The 22,651-nt window shown below is 66.5% G+C and carries 17 protein-coding genes and 4 pseudogenes; 13 read left to right on the top strand and 8 right to left on the bottom strand.

Translation table 11 applies throughout. The features are described from left to right. Positions 1-62: 62 nt before the first annotated feature. Together tpg and ACFW47_RS34770 are read left to right on the top strand one after the other, a co-directional pair. Positions 63-578: pseudogene (gene tpg, locus ACFW47_RS34775) on the top strand (telomere-protecting terminal protein Tpg); the annotation flags it as partial. A gap of 237 nt (positions 579-815) precedes the next feature. After that, entirely contained in the window at positions 816-1,685 is an 870-nt protein-coding gene (locus tag ACFW47_RS34770) for an alpha/beta fold hydrolase (RefSeq protein WP_386308239.1), read from the top strand. Positions 1,686-1,889: 204 nt separating this feature from the next. Here the strand turns inward: ACFW47_RS34770 and ACFW47_RS34765 are convergent. Both ACFW47_RS34765 and ACFW47_RS34760 read right to left on the bottom strand, forming a co-directional pair. Continuing rightward, positions 1,890-1,943, bottom strand: a pseudogene (locus tag ACFW47_RS34765) (hypothetical protein); the annotation flags it as partial. Between the two features lie 65 nt (positions 1,944-2,008). After that, positions 2,009-3,262: pseudogene (locus ACFW47_RS34760) on the bottom strand (transposase); the annotation flags it as partial. Positions 3,263-3,527: 265 nt separating this feature from the next. Between ACFW47_RS34760 and ACFW47_RS34755 the strand changes: the two are divergent. Then, positions 3,528-4,964: an aminobutyraldehyde dehydrogenase gene (locus tag ACFW47_RS34755; RefSeq protein WP_386308238.1), complete on the top strand. Its 1,437-nt coding sequence runs from the start codon at positions 3,528-3,530 to the stop codon at positions 4,962-4,964. Positions 4,965-5,003: 39 nt separating this feature from the next. Here ACFW47_RS34755 and ACFW47_RS34750 read toward each other — a convergent pair whose 3' ends face one another. The 3 genes from ACFW47_RS34750 to ACFW47_RS34740 all read right to left on the bottom strand — a co-directional run bounded on the left by ACFW47_RS34750 (position 5,004) and on the right by ACFW47_RS34740 (position 7,160). Further along, positions 5,004-5,852: a GRP family sugar transporter gene (locus tag ACFW47_RS34750; protein WP_386308237.1), complete on the bottom strand. Its 849-nt coding sequence runs from the start codon at positions 5,850-5,852 to the stop codon at positions 5,004-5,006. Further along, the gene (locus ACFW47_RS34745) at positions 5,845-6,390 is read right to left on the bottom strand and encodes a MarR family winged helix-turn-helix transcriptional regulator (protein ID WP_386308236.1); all 546 of its coding nucleotides are present in this window, start codon (positions 6,388-6,390) and stop codon (positions 5,845-5,847) included. Before ACFW47_RS34745 ends, ACFW47_RS34750 begins: the two co-directional genes overlap by 8 nt. Before the next feature lie 497 nt (positions 6,391-6,887). Continuing rightward, entirely contained in the window at positions 6,888-7,160 is a 273-nt protein-coding gene (locus ACFW47_RS34740) for a DUF6300 family protein (protein WP_386308235.1), read from the bottom strand. A gap of 52 nt (positions 7,161-7,212) precedes the next feature. Here ACFW47_RS34740 and ACFW47_RS34735 point away from each other — a divergent pair, with 52 nt between their 5' ends. Further along, the gene (locus tag ACFW47_RS34735; RefSeq protein ID WP_386308234.1) at positions 7,213-7,743 is read left to right on the top strand and encodes an SMI1/KNR4 family protein; all 531 of its coding nucleotides are present in this window, start codon (positions 7,213-7,215) and stop codon (positions 7,741-7,743) included. Here ACFW47_RS34735 and ACFW47_RS34730 read toward each other — a convergent pair. Both ACFW47_RS34730 and ACFW47_RS34725 read right to left on the bottom strand, forming a co-directional pair. Next, the gene (locus ACFW47_RS34730) at positions 7,738-8,811 is read right to left on the bottom strand and encodes an IS110 family transposase (RefSeq protein ID WP_386308233.1); all 1,074 of its coding nucleotides are present in this window, start codon (positions 8,809-8,811) and stop codon (positions 7,738-7,740) included. The two genes, ACFW47_RS34735 and ACFW47_RS34730, sit on opposite strands and share 6 nt — an antisense overlap. Before the next feature lie 2,109 nt (positions 8,812-10,920). Then, positions 10,921-11,113: pseudogene (locus tag ACFW47_RS34725) on the bottom strand (IS5/IS1182 family transposase); the annotation flags it as partial. Positions 11,114-11,470: 357 nt separating this feature from the next. Between ACFW47_RS34725 and ACFW47_RS34720 the strand changes: the two are divergent. The 3 genes from ACFW47_RS34720 (at position 11,471) to ACFW47_RS34710 (ending at position 16,172) form a co-directional block, all read left to right on the top strand. Next, positions 11,471-12,280 (top strand): hypothetical protein, encoded by an 810-nt coding sequence (locus tag ACFW47_RS34720; protein ID WP_386308232.1) that lies wholly within the window; start codon positions 11,471-11,473, stop codon positions 12,278-12,280. A 796-nt stretch (positions 12,281-13,076) separates the two neighbouring features. After that, positions 13,077-13,952, top strand: coding sequence for a glycosyltransferase family 32 protein (locus tag ACFW47_RS34715; RefSeq protein WP_386308231.1), 876 nt, complete (start codon positions 13,077-13,079; stop codon positions 13,950-13,952). Positions 13,953-14,015: 63 nt separating this feature from the next. Then, positions 14,016-16,172 (top strand): family 16 glycosylhydrolase, encoded by a 2,157-nt coding sequence (locus ACFW47_RS34710; protein WP_386308230.1) that lies wholly within the window; start codon positions 14,016-14,018, stop codon positions 16,170-16,172. A gap of 217 nt (positions 16,173-16,389) precedes the next feature. Here ACFW47_RS34710 and ACFW47_RS34705 read toward each other — a convergent pair whose 3' ends face one another. Beyond that, entirely contained in the window at positions 16,390-16,785 is a 396-nt protein-coding gene (locus ACFW47_RS34705) for a hypothetical protein (protein WP_386308229.1), read from the bottom strand. Positions 16,786-16,992: 207 nt separating this feature from the next. On the opposite strand from ACFW47_RS34705, the gene ACFW47_RS34700 reads away from it, so the two are divergent. The 6 genes from ACFW47_RS34700 (at position 16,993) to ACFW47_RS34675 (ending at position 22,583) form a co-directional block, all read left to right on the top strand. Then, entirely contained in the window at positions 16,993-19,800 is a 2,808-nt protein-coding gene (locus tag ACFW47_RS34700) for a hypothetical protein (RefSeq protein WP_386308228.1), read from the top strand. Between the two features lie 742 nt (positions 19,801-20,542). Next, the gene (locus ACFW47_RS34695) at positions 20,543-20,869 is read left to right on the top strand and encodes a helix-turn-helix domain-containing protein (RefSeq protein ID WP_386308227.1); all 327 of its coding nucleotides are present in this window, start codon (positions 20,543-20,545) and stop codon (positions 20,867-20,869) included. Then, on the top strand, positions 20,856-21,374 hold the full coding sequence (locus ACFW47_RS34690) for an ImmA/IrrE family metallo-endopeptidase (protein ID WP_386308226.1): 519 nt from the start codon (positions 20,856-20,858) through the stop codon (positions 21,372-21,374). The genes ACFW47_RS34695 and ACFW47_RS34690 overlap by 14 nt, the downstream gene beginning before the upstream one ends. Before the next feature lie 156 nt (positions 21,375-21,530). Next, the gene (locus ACFW47_RS34685) at positions 21,531-21,668 is read left to right on the top strand and encodes a hypothetical protein (RefSeq protein ID WP_386308225.1); all 138 of its coding nucleotides are present in this window, start codon (positions 21,531-21,533) and stop codon (positions 21,666-21,668) included. 152 nt (positions 21,669-21,820) lie between these two features. After that, positions 21,821-22,081: a multiubiquitin domain-containing protein gene (locus ACFW47_RS34680; protein WP_386308224.1), complete on the top strand. Its 261-nt coding sequence runs from the start codon at positions 21,821-21,823 to the stop codon at positions 22,079-22,081. Further along, entirely contained in the window at positions 22,056-22,583 is a 528-nt protein-coding gene (locus ACFW47_RS34675; protein WP_386308223.1) for a DUF6791 domain-containing protein, read from the top strand. The genes ACFW47_RS34680 and ACFW47_RS34675 overlap by 26 nt, the downstream gene beginning before the upstream one ends. The last annotated feature ends 68 nt before the right edge of the window (positions 22,584-22,651 follow it).

The following is a 22,651-nucleotide window of genomic DNA, read 5'->3' as shown; positions in this document are numbered from 1 at the left end:
GGAGAGACGCGACGACATCCACGAAGCATTCCTCGGCCTCGCCGTCTGCCTGATCACCCACCGCCACGTCCAACGCCTTTGTTAGGACCTTTAAGAGCGCCCAGGCCCAGATGAAGTACCTCGTCAAGCAGCTCAAGGGCACCAAGGCCGCCGCCCAGGCCCTCGGGATCTCCCAGCGCACCGTGGAGCGGTACGTCACGGGCAAGCTCAAGCGGCCCCGCCAGGAGCTGCGCGCCCGCCTGGAAGGCGAAATGAAGAAGAGGTGGCAGCCGCAGGTCCGCGCGAAGGCGAGGCAGAAGGCGGCGACCACGACCGGGCTGGTCGTCTCCACTCGCGCCCGCTTCGGCTTCGAAGCTGCCGGAGGTACGACCGATGATGCCCGGGTCCGGGACATCACCCAGGCCCTGCCGCCCGAGTACGCCGCCCAGCTGTTCACCGCGCGGGAGCAGGGTGTCGGCGAGGACCAGCTCCGGCAGATCGCCGCCGAGGGCCTCGCCCAGATGTACTTCCGCGCCAACAACACCCGCGCGCACGGCCTGGACGTGGAGTTCACCGACCTGGAGCGGCTCGAGCTGTAGGCCGGCTCCCACACGAGCACCGCGCCCCCGGCATTGCAGCGACACTGTTGGCGAATCAGGCAGTTGTGTCCACGGCACTCGCGGGGGCAAGAGGAAAGTTGTGTCGGTTTAGCACTCGTCGACGAAGGGCAGCTTGCGCAGTTTGTTGGCCTGGTGGTCCCCGTGGGCGAGTGCGGGCTTGTCCTGGGCCGATAGGTGCCGTGGGCGGTGTACCAACGAGGGTGGGAGGTTCGGGCCTTGTTCGAGGGCTTTGAGACCAAGCGGGTTCAGGTCGATGAAGCATCGATTTTCGTTCGCTACGGCGGGGAAGGGCCGCCGGTGGTGCTGCTGCACGGCCACCCCCGGACATCTGCGACCTGGCATCGCGTCGCTCCGCTCCTCGTCCGGCGCGGTTTCACCGTGGTCTGTCCCGATCTCCGGGGATACGGCCGGTCCACCGGTCCGGCGCCTACCGCAGACCACGCGGGATACTCCAAGCGGGCCGTCGCTGGTGATGTGGTCGAGGTGATGCGCTCCCTCGGCCATGCCCGGTTCGCGCTCGCCGGGCACGACCGCGGAAGCAGTGTCGCGCTGCGTCTCGCACTCGATCATCCCGACGCAGTCTCGCGGGTGGCGCTGATCGACGGTCTGCCCCTCACCGAGCACCTGTCCCGCATCACGACCGAGTTCGCCACGCAGTGGTGGCACTGGTTCTTCTTCGCCCAGCCGGACATCCCCGAGCGGGTCATCAACGCCGATCCGGACAGCTGGTACCACGGTGACCCCCAGAGCATGGGACAGGAGAACTATGACGAGTGGCGCGCGGCCACGAGAAACCCAGATGTGGTGCGGGCGATGCTCGAGGACTACCGGGCCGGCCTCACCATCGACCGGCGGCACGAGGAGGACGACCGCGCCGCCGGGACACAGCTCCAGTGCCCGGCGCTGATCCTCTGGTCGCTCCGGGACGACCTCGAGGACCTGTACGGGGACCCGGTGAAGATCTGGCGTCAGTGGGCACCGGACGTACGCGGCCACGGCATCGACTCCGGGCATCACGTGGCCGAAGAGGCTCCAGAAGCGCTCGCATCTTCCCTTGCGGACTTCTTCGCCGGGCGATCTGGGTGAGAAATCTCTGGGCCACCTCCCGCGGGGCACCGTAGGGAAGTGCTCAGCGCGCACGAGCTCTACGCAGCCGGCCGCAGGGCTGCCAGATGGGAAGTGCGGGTGCAGGCCCTTGGGGTGCCGGTCCACCAGGCGTTGAGGCGGTGGCAAGTTTATAGCGGTGGCGGTGAGCTGATGTTGTAGCCGGGCCTTGGCCAGGCCGCGATACCGGGATTGCCGCAGACCGAAGGCCCGAACGCCCTGGGAGATGGTGCCCTCGATACTGGCCCGGTGTGCGTACTGCTCCTTCCACTCCTGAGTGTCTTCCTGGGCCGTGCCTGCTGAATCGCCTCATACTCCGCTTGCGGGCGGAGAGCGATCCGACGGCCCATGTCCCACTTGCTGTTGGAACGGGTGCACTGCTCCCGGGCCTTGCAGGGACGGCAGGCAGTCGGCGGGAATCGTGCTCGGATCACAGATGCCCCCTCCTGGGAGCGGTCTTCGGCCCAACGGCTGTTGGTCGCGCCGTTCGGACAGGTCACCTGCCGGTTTTCCCAGGCGATGGCGAAGTCTGCCTGGGAGAAACCGCCGTCCTTGGTCTGCCAGCTGGTGGAGGCGAGGATTGGGCCCATCAGGTTCACTCTGTGATTTTCGCGGGCGGCAACCACCTCTCTGGCTGTTGCGTAGCCTGCGTCGACCAGGTGCCGGTCGGGCAGAAGGTCGCGCTCGGCGAGGTGGGCGTGGGTCGGGGCGACCAGCCGCACGTCCTGGACGGTGGAATCGGTCGTGGCGACGTGTGTAATCAGATTCGGGCTGTCCGGCTCGCAGGTCTCGGTGAGGTGAACCTTGTAGCCGTCCCAGATCATGCCGCGCTTCACGCTGCCCCGTGCGTCAGTGTCGTAGGGCGTGACCAACCGCTCCGCGCCCGGCGGGCGGTCCTTGAGATCCCGGCGATGGACTTGTCCGTTGTCGACGAAGTACTGCTGGATCCACAGCTGCCGAAGGGTCTGGACCCGGCCGAGTGACCATAGGGATGCAGGGGCGCCGGGTGCATGTACGGCTTCCAGAAGTCCCAGCCCGTCGGCGCCGATCTGCTCGATCAGCTCAATCTGCTTGGCCTTGCCCTTGGGTAGCCGGGTGTCCTCGAACCGGATCGCGTACCTGTCGAACCATTCAGGCGGAGCCCAGCCGGCCACCCACTCCGGCTCGCAGGCCGCCACGCTGTTCAACGCGGCACGCAAAGTCTCACCGAGCCGCACCAGTCCGTTGATCTGTCGGGTGGCGGACAGCACGATCGTGGAGTCCGTGCGCGCACGGCCGCCGGCCTTGAGCAAGCCGCGCCCCGCAGCGGCCTGAAGGACCCGGTCCAGAAGCTCAATTCCGGCATTCCCAGCGATCAGCCGGTCTCTGAACTCGGTGAGCACCGAGTGATCGAACCCTGGATCGGACAGCTCCAAACCCAGCGGGTACTTCCAGCCCAGCCGCCCGCGTACCGCGTCGACCCCCAGATAGCCCCTGGCCCCGAGGGAGAGGACCAGGGGCCACCTGCCATGACGGGGCGAGCACCTACCTGCGGCCCCACCCCGAGGCAGGTAGGGCACCGATAGACATGGTCAGCACCTGCCTGTCACCCGGCTCAACGGCCACGGCCGAGTGCCGACACTGCATCGTCAACTTCGACCCCGTAGTTCACGCTGGTTGACTCCGACCCTCGTCGAGCGAGCACGAGCGGGCGGCGGTGCGTGGTCCTTCGCTTGTTCGGCGGCGAAACGGCCTGGTGCCTGGTGCGTTGGGCAGCGCGTGCGGGTCCGCACGGCCGACGTACATCGCCAGCCGTGAATTCACACCCGTGCCGAGGTGAGGCCAGTGACAGCGCAAAAGACACTGGAGAACTTCATCGGTGGCCGTCGCCATCAGGCCCGGTCCGAAGAGACGCTTGTCCTGACCGACCCTGCCACCGGCGAGGTTACCGGCGCCGCACCTGTGTCCGGGGACGCAGATGTGGATGCGGCTTGCACCGCTGCGCTCACTGCGTTCGAAACATGGCGGGACGTCGCGCCAGCGCAACGGCAACTCAGCCTGATGCGCATAGCCGACGCTCTCGAGCGCCGCGCCGACGAGTTCGTCCGCGCGGAGGCTATCCATACGGGCAAGCCGCTGCATATCACGGCGGCCGAGGAAATCGGCCCCATGATCGACCAGATCCGCTTCTTCGCGGGAGCCGCGCGCTTCCTCGAGGGCAAGTCGGCGGGTGAATACATCGCGGAACACACGTCGTTCGTGCGTCGCGAGCCGCTCGGCGTGTGCGCGCAGGTCACGCCATGGAACTACCCGCTCATGATGGCCGTGTGGAAGTTCGCTCCGGCCGTCGCAGCGGGCAACACAGTGGTGTTGAAACCCTCCGACACCACCCCTCTGACGACTTTGATGCTCGCCGAACTGGCCGCCGAGTTTTTGCCCGACGGCGTGTTCAACGTCGTCTGCGGTTCCCGGGAGACAGGGCGACGCCTGGTTCGGCACCCGGTGCCGGCGATGGTGTCGGTCACCGGGAGCGTCCGTGCGGGAACCGAGGTGGCCGGTTCCGCTGCCGTCGATGTAAAACGCCTTCATCTGGAGCTGGGCGGCAAAGCGCCGGTGGTTGTCGCCGCCGACGCCGACCTGGCCCAGGCAGCCCGCGGGATCGCCCAGGCAGCACTCTTCAACGCCGGACAGGACTGTGCCTCGGCCTGCCGGGTCATCGTGGACCAGGCCGTGCACGATGAATTTGTAGCGGCGCTCACGCAGGAGGTCAAAGGTCTCACGACCGGCGCCCCCGATGACCCGACCGTCTTCTTCGGCCCGCTGAACAGTGCCACGCAGCTCGCGAGGGTCCAGGAGCATCTTCGGAACCTCCCCTCGCACGCCCAGGTGGTCACGGGCGGCGAGGCCCTGCCGGTTCCGGGGTACTTCCACCAACCCACCGTGGTAACGGGTCTGCGCCAGGACGACCGAGCCGTCCAAGAGGAGATCTTCGGCCCTGTCATCTCCGTCCAGCCGTCGAGCAGTGACGAAGACGCCCTCCGTCTCGCCAATGGTGTGCGGTATGGTCTCGCGTCTTCGGTCTGGACGCGAGACCATCAGCGCGCGATGACGATGGCGCGGAAGATTGACGCGGGCTGTGTCTGGATCAACTGTCACATCCCTGTCGCCGCCGAGATGCCACACGGTGGGTTCAAACAGTCCGGTTACGGCAAGGACCTCTCGTCCTACAGCCTGGAGGACTACACCCGCATCAAGCACGTCATGTCCTACCTGGGGGTGTGAACGCGCCCGCTGGCCCCTGGCGACAGCGGGCCAGCAGGTTCAGCGTAGTGCGATAAGCCCGATCGCGAGTGCCGCGCAGACGAGGCCGACGGCCTGCCGACGGTTCAGACGCTCCTTCAACAGCACCAGGGCGAGGAGGACAGGGATGGCGGGGTAGAGGGCGGAAAGTACGGTGGCGATGGCCATGAGCTGTTGTCTGGTGGCTTCCAGATACAGCACGATCGCCAGTGTGCCCAGGGCACCAGCCGCCACCGTTGCCGCCCACGGCTTGCCCGTTAGCCTCCAACGGGCACCGTAGGAAGCCAGGACCGCGGCGATGACCAGGACGGAGACCACCCGGCTCAGCACCACCGGCCACAAGCCGCTGTCCGTGCCCACCTGCGCCATGGCGAGGAACTGCACGCCGAATCCCACGCTGGCAATCAAGGCACTGGGGACTCCTGCGGATATCGCCTGACGTTGCTTGTCGCCGAGATCCGCAGGCTTCTGCGAGACCAGCCACAGCGCTGGCAGGACGGCGGCGATCCCCACCCATGCAGGCAGGACTGGGCGCTCTCCGAGGAAACAGACTCCGACCAGGACTGGAAGAGCCACGGCTCCGACATCGCTGACCGGGACGACCACGCTCATCGCCCCCTGGGACATCGCCCGGTACAGGAAGGCGACCCCGACTCCTGTCCCCACTCCTGACAGCGCGCCCCAACCGTAGTCGGCGAGCGAGGCGGTTCCACCGTCCAGAACCAGGGCCAGGAGTAGCCCGAGTACGGTGCCGCCCAGTTGGGCGTGAAGTGCGACGGTCAGCCCGTTGTGTCGGCGCGAGACCAGACCATTGACGAAATGCGTGATGCCGAAACACAGGGCGGACAGTAGGGCGAGCAGTTCACCCATGGTCGTGCTCGTGGCTTGCCCGGTGGTCCCGGTCCGCCTGGCCCACCGGGCAGGTCGCACCGTTCCGGATGCAGGCACACCGGTCGCACAGCCGGCAGATGCGTTCGGCGTCGCCGGGCTGCTGGTACAGACCTGTCAGGACCTTGCCCAGCAATTGGCCGAGCTGCTCCCGTTCGCCGTCGTCGAGACGGCTCAGCGCTTGTCGCAGTACGTCGCTGCGGCAGGCGAGGAGAGTGTGTGCTGCCTGGGCGCCTAGATCACTGAGTTGAAGGCGTACCCACGCTCCCCAGCTGGCTTCTTTGCGTACCAGTCCCTGCTTTTCCAGGCCATCGACCATGCGGGCCGCCGCGGACTGGCTCAGTCCCACCCGCCGACCCAGCTCGGTGACGCTCAGGCCCGGGTCTGTGGACAACACCACCAGCGCGGCAGCTCCGCTCGAACTGGTGCTGGCCGCCCGTGTCGCCTCGGCGACTACCACGTCACTGAGGGCAAGTGCGGCGGCCCCTAAAAGATTCGCTGTGTTGGTTTCTTCATGCATGAGTCATGCATACCCCGAATGATGTGCAGTAAATCATACTGGCGTGGCTCATCAGGCTCTTTCACCGGGCGGCGTCTCCCACGCCCTGCTGATGCGGGGCGGACCACGGGCGGTATCTTCATCGGCCCCCGTCCCCGTATGGACTCTGCCGCGCGGATCGGTCGACAGGCCAGGGCACATCTGACCGTCGTCCCGTCGCCCGCCTCCTCGACAGCGCCGGCGACCAGAAACTCCGGGGGGATTGCGACCGAAGTGCTCAAGGAGGTCTGCTTCCAGGGCGGCGTCCGCCGCGTCGGCAGCCTGGAAGAAGTCCGCTTCACGGACATCGAGCACCCAGATTCGAGTTCGGCCCTGTAGCAGCCGCGCCCCGAAAAGTCCGCGAGCCCGCGAGTGTGAGTGAGTGCTTCAGCTGGCCAAGTAGCTTTGCCGACCTTCGCCTGCCGTCACGGGCCGCCAGACAGCGTGCAGGGCTGTTCGGGCGGGGCATCCTTGAAGGTCTAGCCGTGAGCTATGCACTCCTTCGCCCACTCCATCAGCAGATGCGCCCCCTCCTGGACACGGCTCTCGTCGTGGCCACCGCCGTCGGCGAACCACTGAACGAACAAGCCGGCCGCCGGGCGGTCGGCGTCGCCGGTATCGCAGGCTGGGCACAGCTCCAGGTGGATCGGCCGCCCGTATTCATCTTCCTGCGGCGCCATCCCGCTCATGAGCAGGTCACCTCGGCAACGTGAACACTGCGACAGACGGTCGGAGAACCTGAACAGTTCCATTGAAGCTCCTATAGATCGTCAAGCTGATCTGCTGAGTCCATAGGATGCGTTTGTGGCTTGGTTCGATGAGGTGAAGACGACGTTCTGGGGCGAGGGTCTGTATGGGGTTCAGCCCCCGCTGACCGACGCGGTCATCCAGGACGCCGAGCGCCAGCTCGGCGTTCGCCTGCCGGCCTCGTTGCTGGAGATCCTGCGGGTCCAGAACGGCGGCCTGGTCGCGGAGTCGTGGAACGCGTTCCCGACCGATGTGCCTACGTCGTGGAGCGAGAACCACGTTCCGCTCGACGACTTGAGGGGCATCGGCCGTCACGACAGCCAGGCGTCCTTGCTGGACTCGGTTTACCTGGTTGAGGAGTGGGGCCTTCCTTCGCCTCTGGTTCTGCTCTCCGGTGATGGTCACTGCTGGATCGCTCTCGACTACCGGGCCTGCGGCCGGCTCGGGGAGCCGTCCGTGTCGTGGTTCGACGTGGACGACGGAACGGAGCTCCCGCTGGCGACGGACTTCACGGAGTTTGTCGAGCGGCTGACCGCGGCCGCGTCGTTCGACCTCGATGTCGCGGACGGCAGCCGGTCGGCGTCATGATCTGGCGTCGGTCGAGCCTGCCGTGTTCAGGATGCTCGTGCTCCTGAGGTGCCTGTAGATCTCGCGGGCGACGAACCTCTTCAGACAGCGCATGATGTCCTTGGTGGACATGCCCTCGGCGGTGCGTTTGGCGACGTAGTCCCGGGTTCGTTGGTCGTGCCGCATGCGGACCAGGACGATGGTGTAGAGGGCGCTGTTGGCGTTGCGATCCCCGCCGCGGTTGATGCGGTGACGGTGGGTCCGGCCGGACGAGGCGGGAATCGGGGCGGCCCCGCACAGGTGCGCGAAAGACGCTTCCGACCGGAGCCGGTCGGGGTTGTCACCGGCGGTGATCAGCAACTGGCCGGCCGTCTCCGTGCCGACCCCGGGCAGGGCGACAAGGCTGGGTGCCGCCCGGGTCACGAGGGGAGCCAGGTCCGCGTCGGCCTCTTTGATCTCCTGCTGAAGGGCCTGATAGCGCCGGGCGAGGCGGCGAAGTGCCGTCTTGGCCGCGCAGGCCGGGTCCGTGAGATCACTGGCGGGCCGGATCCGAGCGAGGGTGTCGATCAGCAGGCTGGTGGGCAGTCCTCGCAGCTTGTCCCGCAGGGCGGAGGGCGCGGTGACCATCAGAGAACGGATCTGGTTGATGGTCTGCGTCCGGGCCTTCACGGCGCTTTTGCGGACCACGCGCAGAGCGCGGATCGCTTCCACGATCCCGTCCCGGCTCTTCGGCGTTCCGCTCGCGCGGCCGAACAGGACGGCGGCGGCAGCAGCGTAGGCGTCGATCGGATCGGACTTGCCGTGGGCCCGCCTGGCCCTACGGTCCGGGCGGTCGACCTCGACGACCGTAATGCCGTTGGCCGTGAGGAACCGGGCGAGTTCGGCACCGTAGGCGCCGGTGCCCTCCATCCCGACCGCGATGACCTCGCCCTGGACACGTAGCCAGGCCAGCAGTCGTTCGTAGCCGGCCGAGTTCGTTTCGAACGGCTGCGTGTCCAGGTGGCGGCCGACCGAGTCGATCACTGCGGCCTGGTGGACGTCGGTGTGGGTGTCGATTCCGCCGATCACCGCTATCTCGGGCGCTGTCATCCTCGGCTCTGCCGTCCTTCCGTATGGGTACCGGATCGGCGTGTGCTGCCCGGGCCGACGGACGAGACAGTGATGAGGCTGGTGGCCAAGCTCCTATGAGGTCACGGACACCCGCGAGCACACGCGGCGGCGTCGTCCGGTGGCCGACAATTCAACAGACGGACAGCCGAAACGTCAGTCAGACCCGGAGTCAGACCCCCGAACGACGCCAGGGACATCCTCACTGTCAGCCCCCTTACTCTGGACGTGGCCCAACCCAAGACGCGTTGCCTTGCGCCGTCAACCCCCACTCGGCAGCAGACGACTTGGGCTCGGGGCCCAGAGCTCTGTCCACAGGCGGCCCATGGCCGACTGGTCGCGATTACGAGCAGCAGCCGACCCCGCACCGCGGCAAGGTCCTGGAGGCCCTCGCGCGGGCGGAGCGGAAGGTCTTCACCCGGCCCCCGCCGAAATCCGCTCCGTCGCGATCATCGCAGGTACCGTCCTAGCCGTTATGGCCTTGCAGGACGGTCTGTCAGGGCGCGGTGGATCCGTTCTGGTGTCAGTGGCTGTTGACCGTAGGAGGAGCGGTCCTGCTTGTCCTGGCATCGCGCAGGAGGTGACCGGTGCACCAGACGGCCATCATCTGGGTTCCGTACAGCGAAGAGCTGACCAAGTGGTCCTTCATCGGCACTGCGATCGCCCTCGGTGTCATTTACGTGATCTTCCGACGAAGGCGATGAAACGTCACAAGTGCAGGAGCCAGACAAGGGTTTTGTAGGCTCGGTGAGCCGCCTGAAGTCCGCGTCTCCATCCCGACGGGCGCCCACGTCAGCCACTCGCGCGCGGTCTCCGGGGCGGTGGTCGACGGGCTGCTGACTCTCACGTCCGAGCCGCACGCGATTCTCATTTAGATGTCAGCTGAGAGATGTCCATGGCCCGCTAGTTGTAGGGATGTCATGGGTTTGCTTCAGACACAGCATGAGAACTGCTGATGCATGCACCTGAGAATCACGAGTTCGGTCCACCGAGAATCACAATACGACGCGGACTGTGACCTGCTGTTTCGCGCTGAGCGGTGGCGAGATGGTCTACACACGCTTCGCAGTCGACTGCGCTCGCATGTGCTGCACCTGGATCAGCCGACGATAAGTCATTCCCGCTCGCACGGACTATGCAACGCCGCGGTCTCCGCCCTGGCAGGAAGTCTGGGGCACCCCCGCCTGCGCGGGCGCTACAGCCTGGCCGGAGCAGCAAGCTGAACAGGGCCGCCGAGTCATTCCCGCTCATGCGGGCTCTGCTGGCCAATGACCACCTGGCAGGGCTGACAGCACGAGTCACCCCTTCTTGTGGGCTCGAAGGTCTGGGCGCCGAGGATGGTGCCACGAAGGACGTAGCATCCCGCTCGCGCCGGCCATGCCTCATCGTCGAGACCATGGAGCGCACTTCGGCGACCGTACCGACGGCGACGGGTCACTCCCGCTCGCGCGGGCGTTACGGCAGCGATCTCGCTCGGCGGATCGCGGAGTAGGAGTCATCCCCGCTCGTGCGGGTGCTACCGGTGCAGCGACGAGGGCGACAGGGGCCCTGGGGGCACCTCCTGCTCGCGCAGGACCTCCCGCCTACTACCCCACTCCCGCCGGAGCGGGCATTCCAGACTGACGGTCAGCTGGTGAAGGCCTGAGCACGGGTCACTCCCGCTTGAGTGCGCTTACGCGGTGCCGCAGAACCTGCGCACCGTCATGACCGGGTCACTCCCGCTCGCGCGGGCTCTACCTCGCTGGGTCGTCCCGCGGGCTGCAGTTCCAGGAGTCATCCCCGCTCGCGCGGGCTCTACCCTCTCTGAACTGGTCATTCTAGCGCGGTTTGCCCGCGTTTTGCTTGGGACAGGGCAGTTGGCGGCTCGTCGTTTTAGCGTCGCCGGGGATCAGAACCTGCTGTCTCTCTCGACGGCGACCGAGAACGAGGCACGCGGCTGGAGCCGAGAACCAGGCATCACCGCCAGGACTGCCGCGGCATCGCTTGCAAGCCCCGGATGGGAATGCCGTGATCAACCGATTGCTGCGGTCGGCAAGGGGCTGCACCAGCCGTGCACAAGCCGGCGCGCCGACGCCGCGCCGGACGGGGCCAGCCCTGGTAGGCGCGGTTGGCGAGGAAGAGGGGCCGTCGGGTGTGGCATACCTGGACGATGCCGTGGGCGGGGGCAGCGGTCATGTCGTGGGTGTCGCGCGGACCACCAGAGCGGTGTGCCGTCGACGGGCGATGACCTGGACGTTCATGCCGTGCTGCGGATGGCTTTCAGGAAGTAGGACGGCTCGTCTGCGTGGAACCCTGGCAGCTGGGGCACCGTCCGCGCCTGCAAAGCGCACGTCGTCCGGCCCCGTTACCTTCCGGCAGCCAACACCTCGCACTGTCACTCGGTGGATTCGCGGCCGACTGGACACCTTCGTTGGCTCCGGACGCCTTCGGCTGAAGTGGGTCCTTCTGTCAACTCGGGTTCTGAAGTGGGTCCTTCTGTCAACTCGGGTTCCTCACCGTTCAGGTCCGGTCCAGCACGACGAGGACGTGTGTGACATGTATCACTTTTTGGCGGGACAGTGCTGAAAGGCGTCTCTGCCGGGCCTTGTAGTAGGGCTTCACCGCCCTTCCAGACCGCTACTTAGCAGGAGGAGTACAGACTGTGGGCGCATTACGTCCCGTGCCGCCGCCCGTGGGAGTCGAGGGTCTCGACTACATCGATCTGCAGTATCCCGTCGCCAACATCACCACTCGGTTCACGATTCGGACGCATACGTTTCCGCCCCGCACATCTCTGTCCGCCCACGAGCAGGCGGTACTGGGGGCCGTAGCGGTGGAGATGGCACGGAGGTACGCACTGTTCTACGGGCCGGTGACCAGCCTGCTGGAGGGCCAGCACGCGGCAGTGCACGGGCATCACGAGGTGGTCGAACACGTTGCACGCCACACGCTGGGCATCCGCGGCGTGAACAGTTCCGAGTGGCGAGAGGCCGCTTCCATGGCGCTGATGGGCGACTGGGTCCCGATTCTGCACGAAGACGACGCCGGACTCCTGATCCCCCGGCACGTCAAACGGGAGGCCGAACGCACCCACACTCAGCTCCAACCACTGTGGGAGCACAAGGTCAAGGGCCGCCGGGTGACCCTGCTCGACGCGCCGACCACGGACGGGCTCACCCTCGGCGACCTGGCAGCCGACACGGTCCGGCCGTACGGATCCTGCACCGATCAGACCATCAATGATCCGCGTGTAAGGGAGGTCCTGGCCGCGCTTGACCCGGATGAGCGGGATGTTGCCCTCCTCTATGTCCGTGACTCTTCCGTTCGCAGTTGGACCGAGGCCGCGCGACGCAGCGGCGCCACAAACCCGAAGCAGTTCGGTGAGCGGGTGCGACGCAGGTTGCTCCGGCTGGGTGACCGGCAGCGCAGGCATGGGGCCGCTGGAAAACCGGGATCGACGGAGGGAGTATGAAAGAGGGACCCGTCGCGAGCCCCACGACGTCGTGACGGCGTCAACTTCGCGGTGGCTGAGCCTGATCGGCGCCCTCACCGCGTTGACGTCCATGGTCGCTGTCGTAGTTCTGGCGCTCGCCCACTGCTCGGAAGCGATCGTTCCCGTTGTGGCGGTCGGTGCGACTGCACTCACCACCGTCACCGCATCCGGACGGCCTGGCGGGCAGGCGCAGAGGTGAGACTCTCGCACGCCGCAGGGGCGGAGGGGGCCGGCCCGCTCACTTGGCAAGGCCCCGAGGCGAAGACCGCTCCGTCTTCACGGAGAAGCAACTGATCGCAGTGCGGACCGCCTGCGTCGAGGAATGGGGCATCCCGTTGACTGGGACGATCCCGCCTTCTACCGGGATGGCCTGGAAGGGGAGTACGAGACGCTCACCAGGCCATGGAGGTCGGCGGCAACCAAGTCCGACAACTCCCCGGAGCCGTTCCGCCTCCCCAACCTCATACCGGAGAGGACGCCCACCACCAGCAGATCACTCAAACGTAACGAAGTACTACGAGACCGACCATGTGCTCACGGCACCGGTTGCTGGCATCGGTCCCGGGGAGAGTTGTCCATGCCTGGTTGATGCCGAGCACCGGTACGAGCAGTGAAAAGAGCACGGAGGGCTGCACGGTCGGTGCCCGACCGGGTGGCGGGAACCGATGCTGTCAGTGCCTGCTGCCACACTGGCCACAGAACAGGAAGGTAAGGGGGACGTGCCGTGGCCCGGAGCAGCGGATTCCATCAGAGGGACCTCTCGGCAGGAATGCCGATGACCGCCCTCACGCCACCTGGGCGGCGCGACCTGTCGCAGACGGTGGGGGAATGCACTCTCACCGCGCAGGACATCCAGGAAGACCACGCACGCAGGTCCCGTTACCTTCGGCACCTGACGAGCATGCTGTCCCAGCCCACCACAGCGGCCCCGGCCTCCACGATCCCCTACGTGATCGTCCAGTTCTGGGACGACACCTCGGACATCCCTGCCGACGTGCTGGAGTGCATGATGAGCTGGGCGGCGCTGGAAGATCAGGGGTTTCGGCGGGTGGTCTACGACGACGGCTCGGCACGCTCACTGATCAAATCTCAGTTCACAGACGCGCACACGGCAGCCTTCGATTCCTGTGCTCACCCGGCGATGCGCAGCGACTACTTCCGGCTGTGCTACCTCGCCCGAAACGGCGGTTTCTACGTCGACGCGGACGACGTCTACCAGGGCACCGACTGGACCCCGCTGTTCCGCGACTCGCGGCTGCGCCTGCAGGCACTGTGCTACGACACAATCTCCGACACCATGGCAGACCCACGGCAGGTCCTGACGGCCGACTGCCATGGCGACAGGTTCATCCACTACGTCAACAACAACCCGATCATCGCTCCCGCCGAGCATCCGGTCGTCGTCGCGGCACTGGAGGCATCCACGGCTGCGCTCCTGGCCCACCCCGGCGGACGCCTGGACATCCAGTCCACGACGGGGCCGGGCAACCTCACCGTCGCACTCGCCAGCCATGCCCTCCACTGCCAGCAAGCTGGACAACCAGTCGACGCCGAGATTCTCCTGGACTGGGACACCGTGGCTGTGAGCCGCTGGCCGCTCAGTTACCGCGATGACGAGCGCAATTGGCGCCTATGGAGCCAGCAGCAGTGACCCCTGGGCCAGACGCCCACTCAGCCGCAACTTCCGGAACCACCAAGGCAGTGTCTTCCACTCATGAACATCAACTCTCTGCATGACCTGTCCGTCCCGTTGCGGGACCGCGTCCGCTACCGCACCAGACGCCTGCCTGCCCGACGATGGAGTCGCGCGTTCTCGTCCCACCACGAGACCACCGTCATCGAGCGCATTTACGTGATCAACCTCGACCGTGCCCAGGAACGGTGGACCATGGTCAACCGGGAACTCGGCCGGCTCAGAGAAGCGACAGGGCACCCGCTGCACACCCTCGCCAGGCGCTTCCCAGCCGTCGACGCCCGATACCTCCAGGGCCCGCCCCCGCCGAACCTCCTCGAACCCACCTACACCCTGGCCGAGCAACTTCAGATCGACCCACACCCTCACCTCACCATCGACGACGCCGCACGCGCCACGCGCATCGACATGACACCGCAAGAGATCGCGGTAGCCCTCTCACACATCCACGTGTGGCAACTCATCGCCGCCAGCAACGCGCCCTACACTCTGATACTCGAAGACGACGCGTACATCACCCGGACCTGCATGTCCGTGCTCCACAACGCCTGGAAGGACATACAGGAAGCATCCAATGCCGGCCATTCCGTCGACCTTCTCTATCTCTCCTACCAGGAGACCGGTGAGAAGACAGAATCACGACGCCGCACCAGGCCGCTGCTACGGCCTCCCAGCGGGGGAGTGTGGCAGCTCTCCGGCTACGTCCTCTCCCAAGCCGGAGCACGCAAACTCCTCGACCAACTGCCGGCCCACGGCCCCATCGACCTGTGGATCAACCAGCAGTTCCCCCGCCTTCACGTGCAGATGACCGACCGCTCGGTCATCCAGCAGCGCCCCGGCATCGACTCAAGCAACTCCTACTCGGTCATGCCGGTCCTGGCGAAGGTGGGCGCCCTCCGACGCGAATCACCTCAAATTCTCCCGCACCGCCCGGCCCGAGAACCGATCCTGGTCATCGGCGAACCCGGAACCGGCCTGACCACCGTCGCCAAGGCCCTCTCCGTTCTGGGGCTGCGCTGCGCCAGCGACCTGACGGCGCTGCCCGCCCACGAAACCCAGGCGCTCGTCCGCGGGAGCCGGCGCCGCATCTTCGACGCCTACGTCAACATCGGCTCCCTCACTCCGCGGGAGGTCGCAGGCATCGTCTCCTCGACCCGGGTACGTCTCATCATGACGACTGCCACGGCGACGGCACAGCCGTCGCCCCCGTTCCAGGAGGCGTGGGAGATGCAACGGCCGCAACGCCGACTCCTTATGCCGGCCGACGACCCCGACCCCTGGCAGACACTCGCCCGTTTCCTCGCCTGCGACTACCCCGCCCACCCCTGGCCCAGCCAGCCGGAGCAGGGCCAGCGACACGTCACAGCCCGCTCACACAGCGACGCGATACCTTCAGGGCGCCCTCTGGCCTGGGACACCAGCCCTTGGATCGTCCAACGCGCGGGATGGCCAGGCATCATGCCCAAAACGCCAGCCCGCCAAGACCCTGCTCTCCAGCCCAGCCAGAACGCGATCACTTGGCACGAAGGCACCCGGCTCGAGGACAGTCACTGGTACCTCCGAGAAGACACTTTCCCCAGCAACAGAGCCCTCTTCCGGCCCGGCAACGCAACCCTGCCACTGCACGGGCCCGCCTCCCTCACGCTCCGAGAAGAGACGACCAGAGTCCGTGACCTCACCGGCGCCGCAATAGCCAGCCGCCCATCCTTCACCTACGGCTCCTTCAACGCACGCCTGCGCGTCCCCTCCGGACCAGGCCTGGTGACGGGACTGTTCCTCCACCGCAACGCCCCCCGCCAAGAGATCGACATTGAGATCCTCGGCCGGGACACCACCTGCATGCTCATCAACGTCTTCTACAACCCCGGCAACCCCGGCACCCGACTTGAGCACGGCTACCGCGGCACGCCCACCGTCATCGACCTGGGCTTCGACGCGTCGGAAGCATTCCACGACTACGAAATCGACTGGCAGCCCGACTACATCCGGTGGAGGGTGGACGGGACCACGATGCACGAGCGGGCGACATGGGACCCGACACCGATCCCCGACCAGCCGCTGGAGTTCAACGTGAACCTGTGGAGCAGTGAGTCCACCGAATTCGCCGGTCCGCTCGACAAGCAGGTCCTCCCGGCTGTCCTGGAGATTGCCTCACTCAAGGCTCACTGCCCGATTTAGTAACACGCCAGCAACAAACCACAGACAGCGGGCCTTTGCCAGAGACTGACACTGGCGGTGGACGCCTCCACCGTTCGCCTGGGAGACAGCAGTTCGGTGACGGCACGGATCCGCTTGGCAGCGAAGCAGCCCCACGTGTGGGGTCGGTGAGGAGGGGTGCTTGTCGGACCTGCTTGCGCAGCATTCGGCGGTCCCTGGGACGGCGGGGCGAGACGCCTCAGCCGGCACGCCCATACTGGGACCGCAGACGGCTCACCAGACCGGTGATCTCCGTCGGCGTGAACACCGTGACATCCGGCAGGTCGGTTTCGGCGATGGCGATTTGCCACCGGCCGCGGTCGTCCCGGGCCACCTTGACCGGAGGCTCCGCGATCCAGTCTGTGTTGATCCCACGCCTCACCACGACGCCGATGAGCGCCGGATACGACGGCATGAGCCCCAGCAGAGACCCGGGAGTCATCAGCAGGTCGGCCAGAGCCTCGATGGGGTCATCGCCTCGCACTCCTTCCGAGTTGGATCTGAACTGGCCGGCACCGGCGTCCGTCAAGGTCACCGCCAGGTACTTGCAGTCTTCGAAGCGTTCCCACGGCGGAATCCTCCAAGAGAAGGTCATAACCCTCATCCTCCCTGTCAGGTGGGGGCGTTGCCGGGGCATCCGCTCTCTTCTCGCGGCATGGAGACGTGTTTCAGCCACGGGCCCGGAGCGCGCCTGCGATGCGGGGCTGAGCGGCGTTAGCATCCGCGAGCCGAAGACCTGGGGGAGGCGACGCGGATGCTGTGGTCCTTATTGAACAAGCCCTGGTTGGCTCCAGTGGTCCAGATGGTGCAGCTCTTCAGAAGTCCGAGCCGGGACGAGGTCTACGAGCGGTGCGTCGAGGCGGCCGTCGATGCCCCTCCGCGCGCACACAAGCTCGGCATACGGCCTGGCGCCTCACGCCGTGACGTCTTCAACGACATGCACACCCCGGAGTACCGTGCCGCGGTCTACACCAAGGTCGACGGCGCGCTCCAGAAGACCGCGTACGACAAAGCCGCAGTCGACTTCGAGCGCGTCCGGGCCAGGCAGCAGGCAGCTGCCGATCAGGCCGAGTGGCCCTGGAAGGTCGTCTGCAGCGTGCTGCTGGGCGCAGGGTTCATCGTGCTCACCACTTGGGGTGTGCTGGCTCTGCTGATCGCTCTGATCAGCGGATCCTTGCTGACCTTCATTCTGTTCTGGAGTGGCACCGCTGTCTGGTTCAACCTCCGCTACTGCCTGATCGCCGGATCGCTCGCCATTTCTTGCGTTGGGGCCCGCGTCGAACTGGGCTACCGCGCCGTGCTCTGGGGCGAGATCCTGTACGACGACGGCGTCGTTCCCGTGATGGACGCCATGATCCGCAATCTCCTGGGCGATGATCCCGACTCCCTGTTCGTCCCACAGGGAACCTCCACCGGCCTGCGTGCACCGCGAGCGCCCGGCTTCGCCATCCCCACTGAGGCCATGGATCAGCTGCAGCGAAAGCTCAGCCACCTCGATGAAGGCACCATCGCAGTCTGCGGTCCCCGCGGCGTCGGCAAGTCCACCCTGCTCGAAAACGCGGCACATCAGGCCGATTTCGGCTTCGTAGCCCAAGCTCCGGCCACCTACGCCCCGCACGACTTCCTCATCTCGCTCTCCGTGCGCCTGTGCCAGAAGTACATGGACTACGAAAACTACCCGGTACCGGAGTTCGCCCGACTGTCCCCGTTCCACCGCCTGCTTCAAAGCACCCGCCGCCGCCTCACAGCGCTGGTCCGCTGGTCCTCGTTCGCGCTGCCCGCGGGGGCATTGCTGGTCCTCGGTGTCTCATCGGCGGCCCGCTCCCTGTACGACCAGTACAAGAACTCGGCCACCGAAACCGCAGGCACTGCCGTCCACGCCGTCCACGCCTGGCTCCGCGAGGTCTGGAACGGCGACGCCGTCGTGACGAGCGTCCTGGTCATCGTCGCCGGCATCGCCTGGTGGCTCTCTCGCCACGACCCGTGGATTCCCCGATTCCTAGGGAGACTGTGGAGCAGACTGGGCGCCAAGCTCGGGATCCTGCTGGCCCTCGCCAGCCTGGGCAGTGCCTTCTTCGATCCGCAGATCCGCCAGCTCGCCCCGCACGTCCACCTCAACACCATCTCCGTCACCGCGCTCCTGGCCGGCGGATGGTTCTACTCCTGGACGGCCAGCAACCTCGCCCAGTTCCGCGCAGCCCACATGGAGATTGGCTACTGGACCATCTACGCCAGCGACGTCTTCCGGCTCCTCGCTGCCGGTCTGGGCACGTACCTGGTGTACATCTTGGTTAGCACCCCTTCGACCTACGCGCTGCTCGCCGACCCAGAAAACCCGAGCCGCCTCGCTGGAATGGTCGCTGGCGCCCTTCTCGCCCGCGCTGCCGGATGGAAGCCCCGACCGGCCAAACCCCACCTCGTCACCCGCTGCGAGAACCATCTCTACCGACTGCAGACCATCCAGACGACGACTAACACCCTCTCCAACGGCACTGCCCAGATCATGTCACTCGGCGGCTCGCACGCGACGTCCATCTCCACAGTGCCGCCGAACTTCCCCGCCCTGGTCGAAGAATTCCGTGACTTGCTCACCGAAATCGCCGACACGCTCGCCCGCCGCAAAAAGCGGGTCCTCATCGGCATCGACGAAGTCGACCGGCTCGGCTCCGATGCCCAGGCCCTCGCCTTCCTCGCGGAGATCAAGGCCATCCTGGGCGTGCGCCACGTCTACTACCTGATCTCCGTCGCCGAAGACGTCGGCGCCGCGTTCGTCCGCCGCGGCCTGCCCCACCGCGACGTCACCGACAGCTCGCTCGACGACATCGTCCATGTCGAGGCCTGCACCCTCAAAGAAGCCAAGACCATCCTCGACAGGCGCTCCCAGGACCACACCGTCCACACCGCGCTTCTGGCACACAGCCTCTCCGGCGGACTCCTGCGCGATCTGCTCCGCTACGGCCTGCAGATCGAAGAGATTCAGGTCAAGACCCGCACCCACGAACTCGCCCACATCGCCCGTGAGCTCATTCTCGAAGAACTCTCCGAAACCCTCGCCGGTTTTCGGACCCTGCTCGGCAAGCAGCAGTGGACTCATGACACCAGCGGCATCCTCAGCGACCTCCGCACGCTCTGCGGGCACCTCAAGACCTCACAGTGCGAGTGCACCGACGGCCCGCTGCGACAAGCGCTCGGAGAATTCGCCCACCAGCCCGCGGACGCCCGGCCCCTCTCCGCTGACATCGCGGACGGCGCCCGCCAGCTCATCGAGGAAGCCGCCGCATACAGCTACTTCTCGCTCACCCTCCTCGAAATCCTCACCGCTCCCGGTCTCGACCGCCGCACCGAAGAAGCCAAGGCGGAGGGCCCCTACGGAGCACTCGAACGGCTCGCTGAAGCACGTCTGGAACTGACGATCTCGCCGCACAGCGCCCGTACTCTCATCACCCGCATCCGCAAGGCCTGGTCCCTCAACGACAGCCCGACCATCGACATCTTCGGGTCCGTCCTGCGCCGATGGTCCTGCCCCCTGCACGGATCGGACTCCTTCGGCCGGCGCAGAACGCGACCAGGCCGCGCTCCCCGCCTCGCCGACCAGTCGGACACGCATTAACCAGGACCGGCGCGCAGCCGTCGCGCGCCAAGAGGCAGCCCCACCGCGTGGGTGACGCACCGGCCAGTGCACGAGCTCATGGTCGCGCACGGTCGCTGAGAGACAGTCCCGATGAGGCTCTGGGCCGACAAGGCGGACTCCAGTCGCGCGATCGGCACCCGAGCCGCCCGGGGAAAACCAGGCCGTCATCCCCGCATGCGTCCACTGGATCGCCAACCGACATGGCAGGGTTCCGCTGGGCGGACGGCCGCGGTCTTCTCAGCCGACATGCTCCCCGGGCCAGCAGCCGCCTCCTCACATGCGCGTAGTTGTCGACCAAGGAAGCGGCTACACGGCCGACGGCGTCCGGGCACGGTCAGAGCACTGCTCCCACGGCGGTGCGTGTGTGCGCCAGTACGTGCGGCTGCGTCGGCGCTGCTTGCGGGCGCAGTCGGGGGGAGAGGCCGACGATGGGAGAGGGGCAGGGCGGTTCGGGGACACAGATGCCCGTGTGTACAGGACCTTGGCTGCCTTGGCAGGCGCGAAGAGGTGAAGCGGTCCCTCGGTGAGTGGCAGCCGTGCGCGGGAAGCGCTTCGTGTCGGGCCTTCTCCTGAGTGCCTTCCCCGGCGTTGTCGTCGGCGGACCGACGTCGTTGCGCTGGCCAGTGGACTGGTGGGCGCTCTTGTGCCGGGGCGCTGTGGTGGTCTTGATGAGGGTGAGCTAACTTGGACTGCCAGTGTGGCTGTCATTCAGGGGAGCGGCGTGGACGATGTCGAACGGGCTTACAACATGCAAATCGGGCAACGGGTGCGCGAGGCGAGAGCGCGCGCGAAGCTGACCCAGGAGCTGCTGGCCCGCAAGGCGGGCTTGACGCGTGGGTCGATCACGAACATCGAATCCGGTGCGCAGTCCCCTCCGCCTTACCGGCTGGCGCTCCTTGCCTCGGCGCTGGGAGTGGAGCCGGCCGATCTGCTGCCGAGTCTGCGGGAGCCGGACCATGCGGACAGGCTGCCTGACTATCTCGCAGATACAGTGGCGTCTCTGGCGTCGGCAGCGTTTGAGCGGGGGGTGTCCGATGGCAAGGTCTGACGCGGCCGCCAAGGCGCTGTTGGCGCAGTTCGGCCTCGACAAGGAGCCCATCGATCCGGTGCTGCTCGCCGAGAAGCTGGGTGTGCTCGTCGTTCCGCAGCAGATGCCGGACGACGTCTCCGGCATGCTGTTGCGCCGGGGGGACGAACGGGTGATCGGCATGAACGAGAAGCATCACGTGAATCGGCGGCGTTTCACGGTGGCTCACGAGCTCGGGCATCTGCAACTGCACCGCGGCCGCCCGCTGATCCTGGACACGGATACCCGTGTCAATTTCCGCGACACGGTGTCCAGCATGGCCACGGACCGTGAGGAAATGGAAGCCAACCGCTTCGCGGCGGCGCTGCTCGCCCCTGAGTCTCTGGTGCGCCGCGCGGCCCGTGAAGCGGAGTTCCGCACGGCGCAGCAGTTGGTCCAGCTCATGGCCAAACGCTTCCGGATGAGCGACATGGCCATGAACTACCGTCTGATCAACCTCGGCGTCATCGCGGATCCCACGACGTAGAGCTGCGGTGGAAGGCCGCCCTCGTCAGGGCGGCCTTCTCCATGCAGATGTATGACAGTCAAACTGTCCCTCGAAAAAGTTGTGTCGTGATGTCGTCCTGTGCTGCACTTGATCGTGAGCAGAGGCGAGAGAGGCCTCTGAGGCAGGAGGAATGTCATGCCGAGCAAGAGCAGCGGATCTGGTGGCAAAAGGGGCCGCAGTGCCGTCACGGGCCGGTTCGTGAAGCAGTCGGCGGTGCGCCGCAGCCCGAAAACGACCGTGAACGAGACAGTCGCGAAGAAGCCGAAGAAGTAGTAGCTCGTTCAGGCTCGTTGCCTCATCGCCCGCCGCAGCGGCGGGCGATGAGGCAACGCGGCAGAACCCGTTGGACGCGGGCGGCGCCGAGCGGTGTACCACCCTCCCTCCGCCCCTCGAGACTCACGACACAACAGCACTGGAGGATCGCGATGCCGCACGACCACAACGGGCCGAGGCCCATCACCATCGTCGTCAACGCCCGCCCGCACGAGTGGAAGGCAAAGGAGATCACCTTCGAGCAGGTCGTGGGCCTGGCCTACCCCGGCCAACTGCCGACCGAGCAGGACACCTACACCGTCCGCTACAGCCGCGGCCACGACGGTCACGGCGCGGGCAGCCTGACGGCCGGCCACAGCGTCCGCGTGAAGAAGGGAATGGTCTTCGATGTCTACCACACCTCTCGCTCGTGACCTGGACCTCTCCCGCCTGCTCGACGACGGCTACGACGTCGCCCTGCAGGCAGGTCACCTGATCGTCCGCCACATCCCGTACGTCACCCAGACCCGCACCGTCGACCACGGCTTCCTCGCCTACCCCGTGACCGCCAGCGGTGACCGCATCGTCTCCGGCACGGACCACCGCATCTGGTTCGGCGGGACAGCGCCGTGTGACGAGCACGGCCGCCCCCTCGCCCTGGCCAACCCCGAAGCACGCCCCATCACCGACGGCCTGCAGGCCCAGTTCATGCTGTCCAGCAAGCCGAGCCCGGCCGGCTATCCCGACGAGTACACGAAAGTCACCGCCTACGCCCGCATCCTCGCCAGCCAGGCACAGGCCATCGACCCCTCACTCACACCCACCCCCGGCGCCGCCTGGCAGGAGATAGACGACGACACTCCGTTTGCCTACCGGGACACCGCCACCTCACGCGCCGGCCTGGCAGCCGTAACTGGCTCTAACAAAAGCTGCTGATCATGAGACGGTCGGCCTCTCCGCTCGTATGTCTGGGTATGGGAAACCGTCAGTCGCGGCCGTGGGTC

The sequence above is a fragment of the Streptomyces sp. NPDC058796 genome (genome assembly GCF_042745235.1).
Classification (GTDB): Bacteria; Actinomycetota; Actinomycetes; order Streptomycetales; family Streptomycetaceae; genus Streptomyces.
The sequence above is the reverse complement of the archived record's forward strand: the minus strand, read 5'-3'. Positions and strand labels throughout refer to the sequence as shown.

Excerpts from the sequence above, each read along its gene's own strand:
- ACFW47_RS34750 (WP_386308237.1), bottom strand. The coding sequence starts at position 5,852 with ATGGGTGAACTGCTCGCCCTACTGTCCGCCCTGTGTTTCGGCATCACG.
- ACFW47_RS34745 (WP_386308236.1), bottom strand. The coding sequence starts at position 6,390 with ATGCATGAAGAAACCAACACAGCGAATCTTTTAGGGGCCGCCGCACTT.
- ACFW47_RS34740 (WP_386308235.1), bottom strand. The coding sequence starts at position 7,160 with ATGGAACTGTTCAGGTTCTCCGACCGTCTGTCGCAGTGTTCACGTTGC.
- ACFW47_RS34730 (WP_386308233.1), bottom strand. The coding sequence starts at position 8,811 with ATGACAGCGCCCGAGATAGCGGTGATCGGCGGAATCGACACCCACACC.
- ACFW47_RS34715 (WP_386308231.1), top strand. The coding sequence starts at position 13,077 with ATGACCGCCCTCACGCCACCTGGGCGGCGCGACCTGTCGCAGACGGTG.
- ACFW47_RS34710 (WP_386308230.1), top strand. The coding sequence starts at position 14,016 with ATGAACATCAACTCTCTGCATGACCTGTCCGTCCCGTTGCGGGACCGC.
- ACFW47_RS34705 (WP_386308229.1), bottom strand. The coding sequence starts at position 16,785 with ATGACCTTCTCTTGGAGGATTCCGCCGTGGGAACGCTTCGAAGACTGC.
- ACFW47_RS34700 (WP_386308228.1), top strand. The coding sequence starts at position 16,993 with ATGGTGCAGCTCTTCAGAAGTCCGAGCCGGGACGAGGTCTACGAGCGG.
- ACFW47_RS34690 (WP_386308226.1), top strand. The coding sequence starts at position 20,856 with ATGGCAAGGTCTGACGCGGCCGCCAAGGCGCTGTTGGCGCAGTTCGGC.
- ACFW47_RS34685 (WP_386308225.1), top strand. The coding sequence starts at position 21,531 with ATGCCGAGCAAGAGCAGCGGATCTGGTGGCAAAAGGGGCCGCAGTGCC.
- ACFW47_RS34680 (WP_386308224.1), top strand. The coding sequence starts at position 21,821 with ATGCCGCACGACCACAACGGGCCGAGGCCCATCACCATCGTCGTCAAC.
- ACFW47_RS34675 (WP_386308223.1), top strand. The coding sequence starts at position 22,056 with ATGTCTACCACACCTCTCGCTCGTGACCTGGACCTCTCCCGCCTGCTC.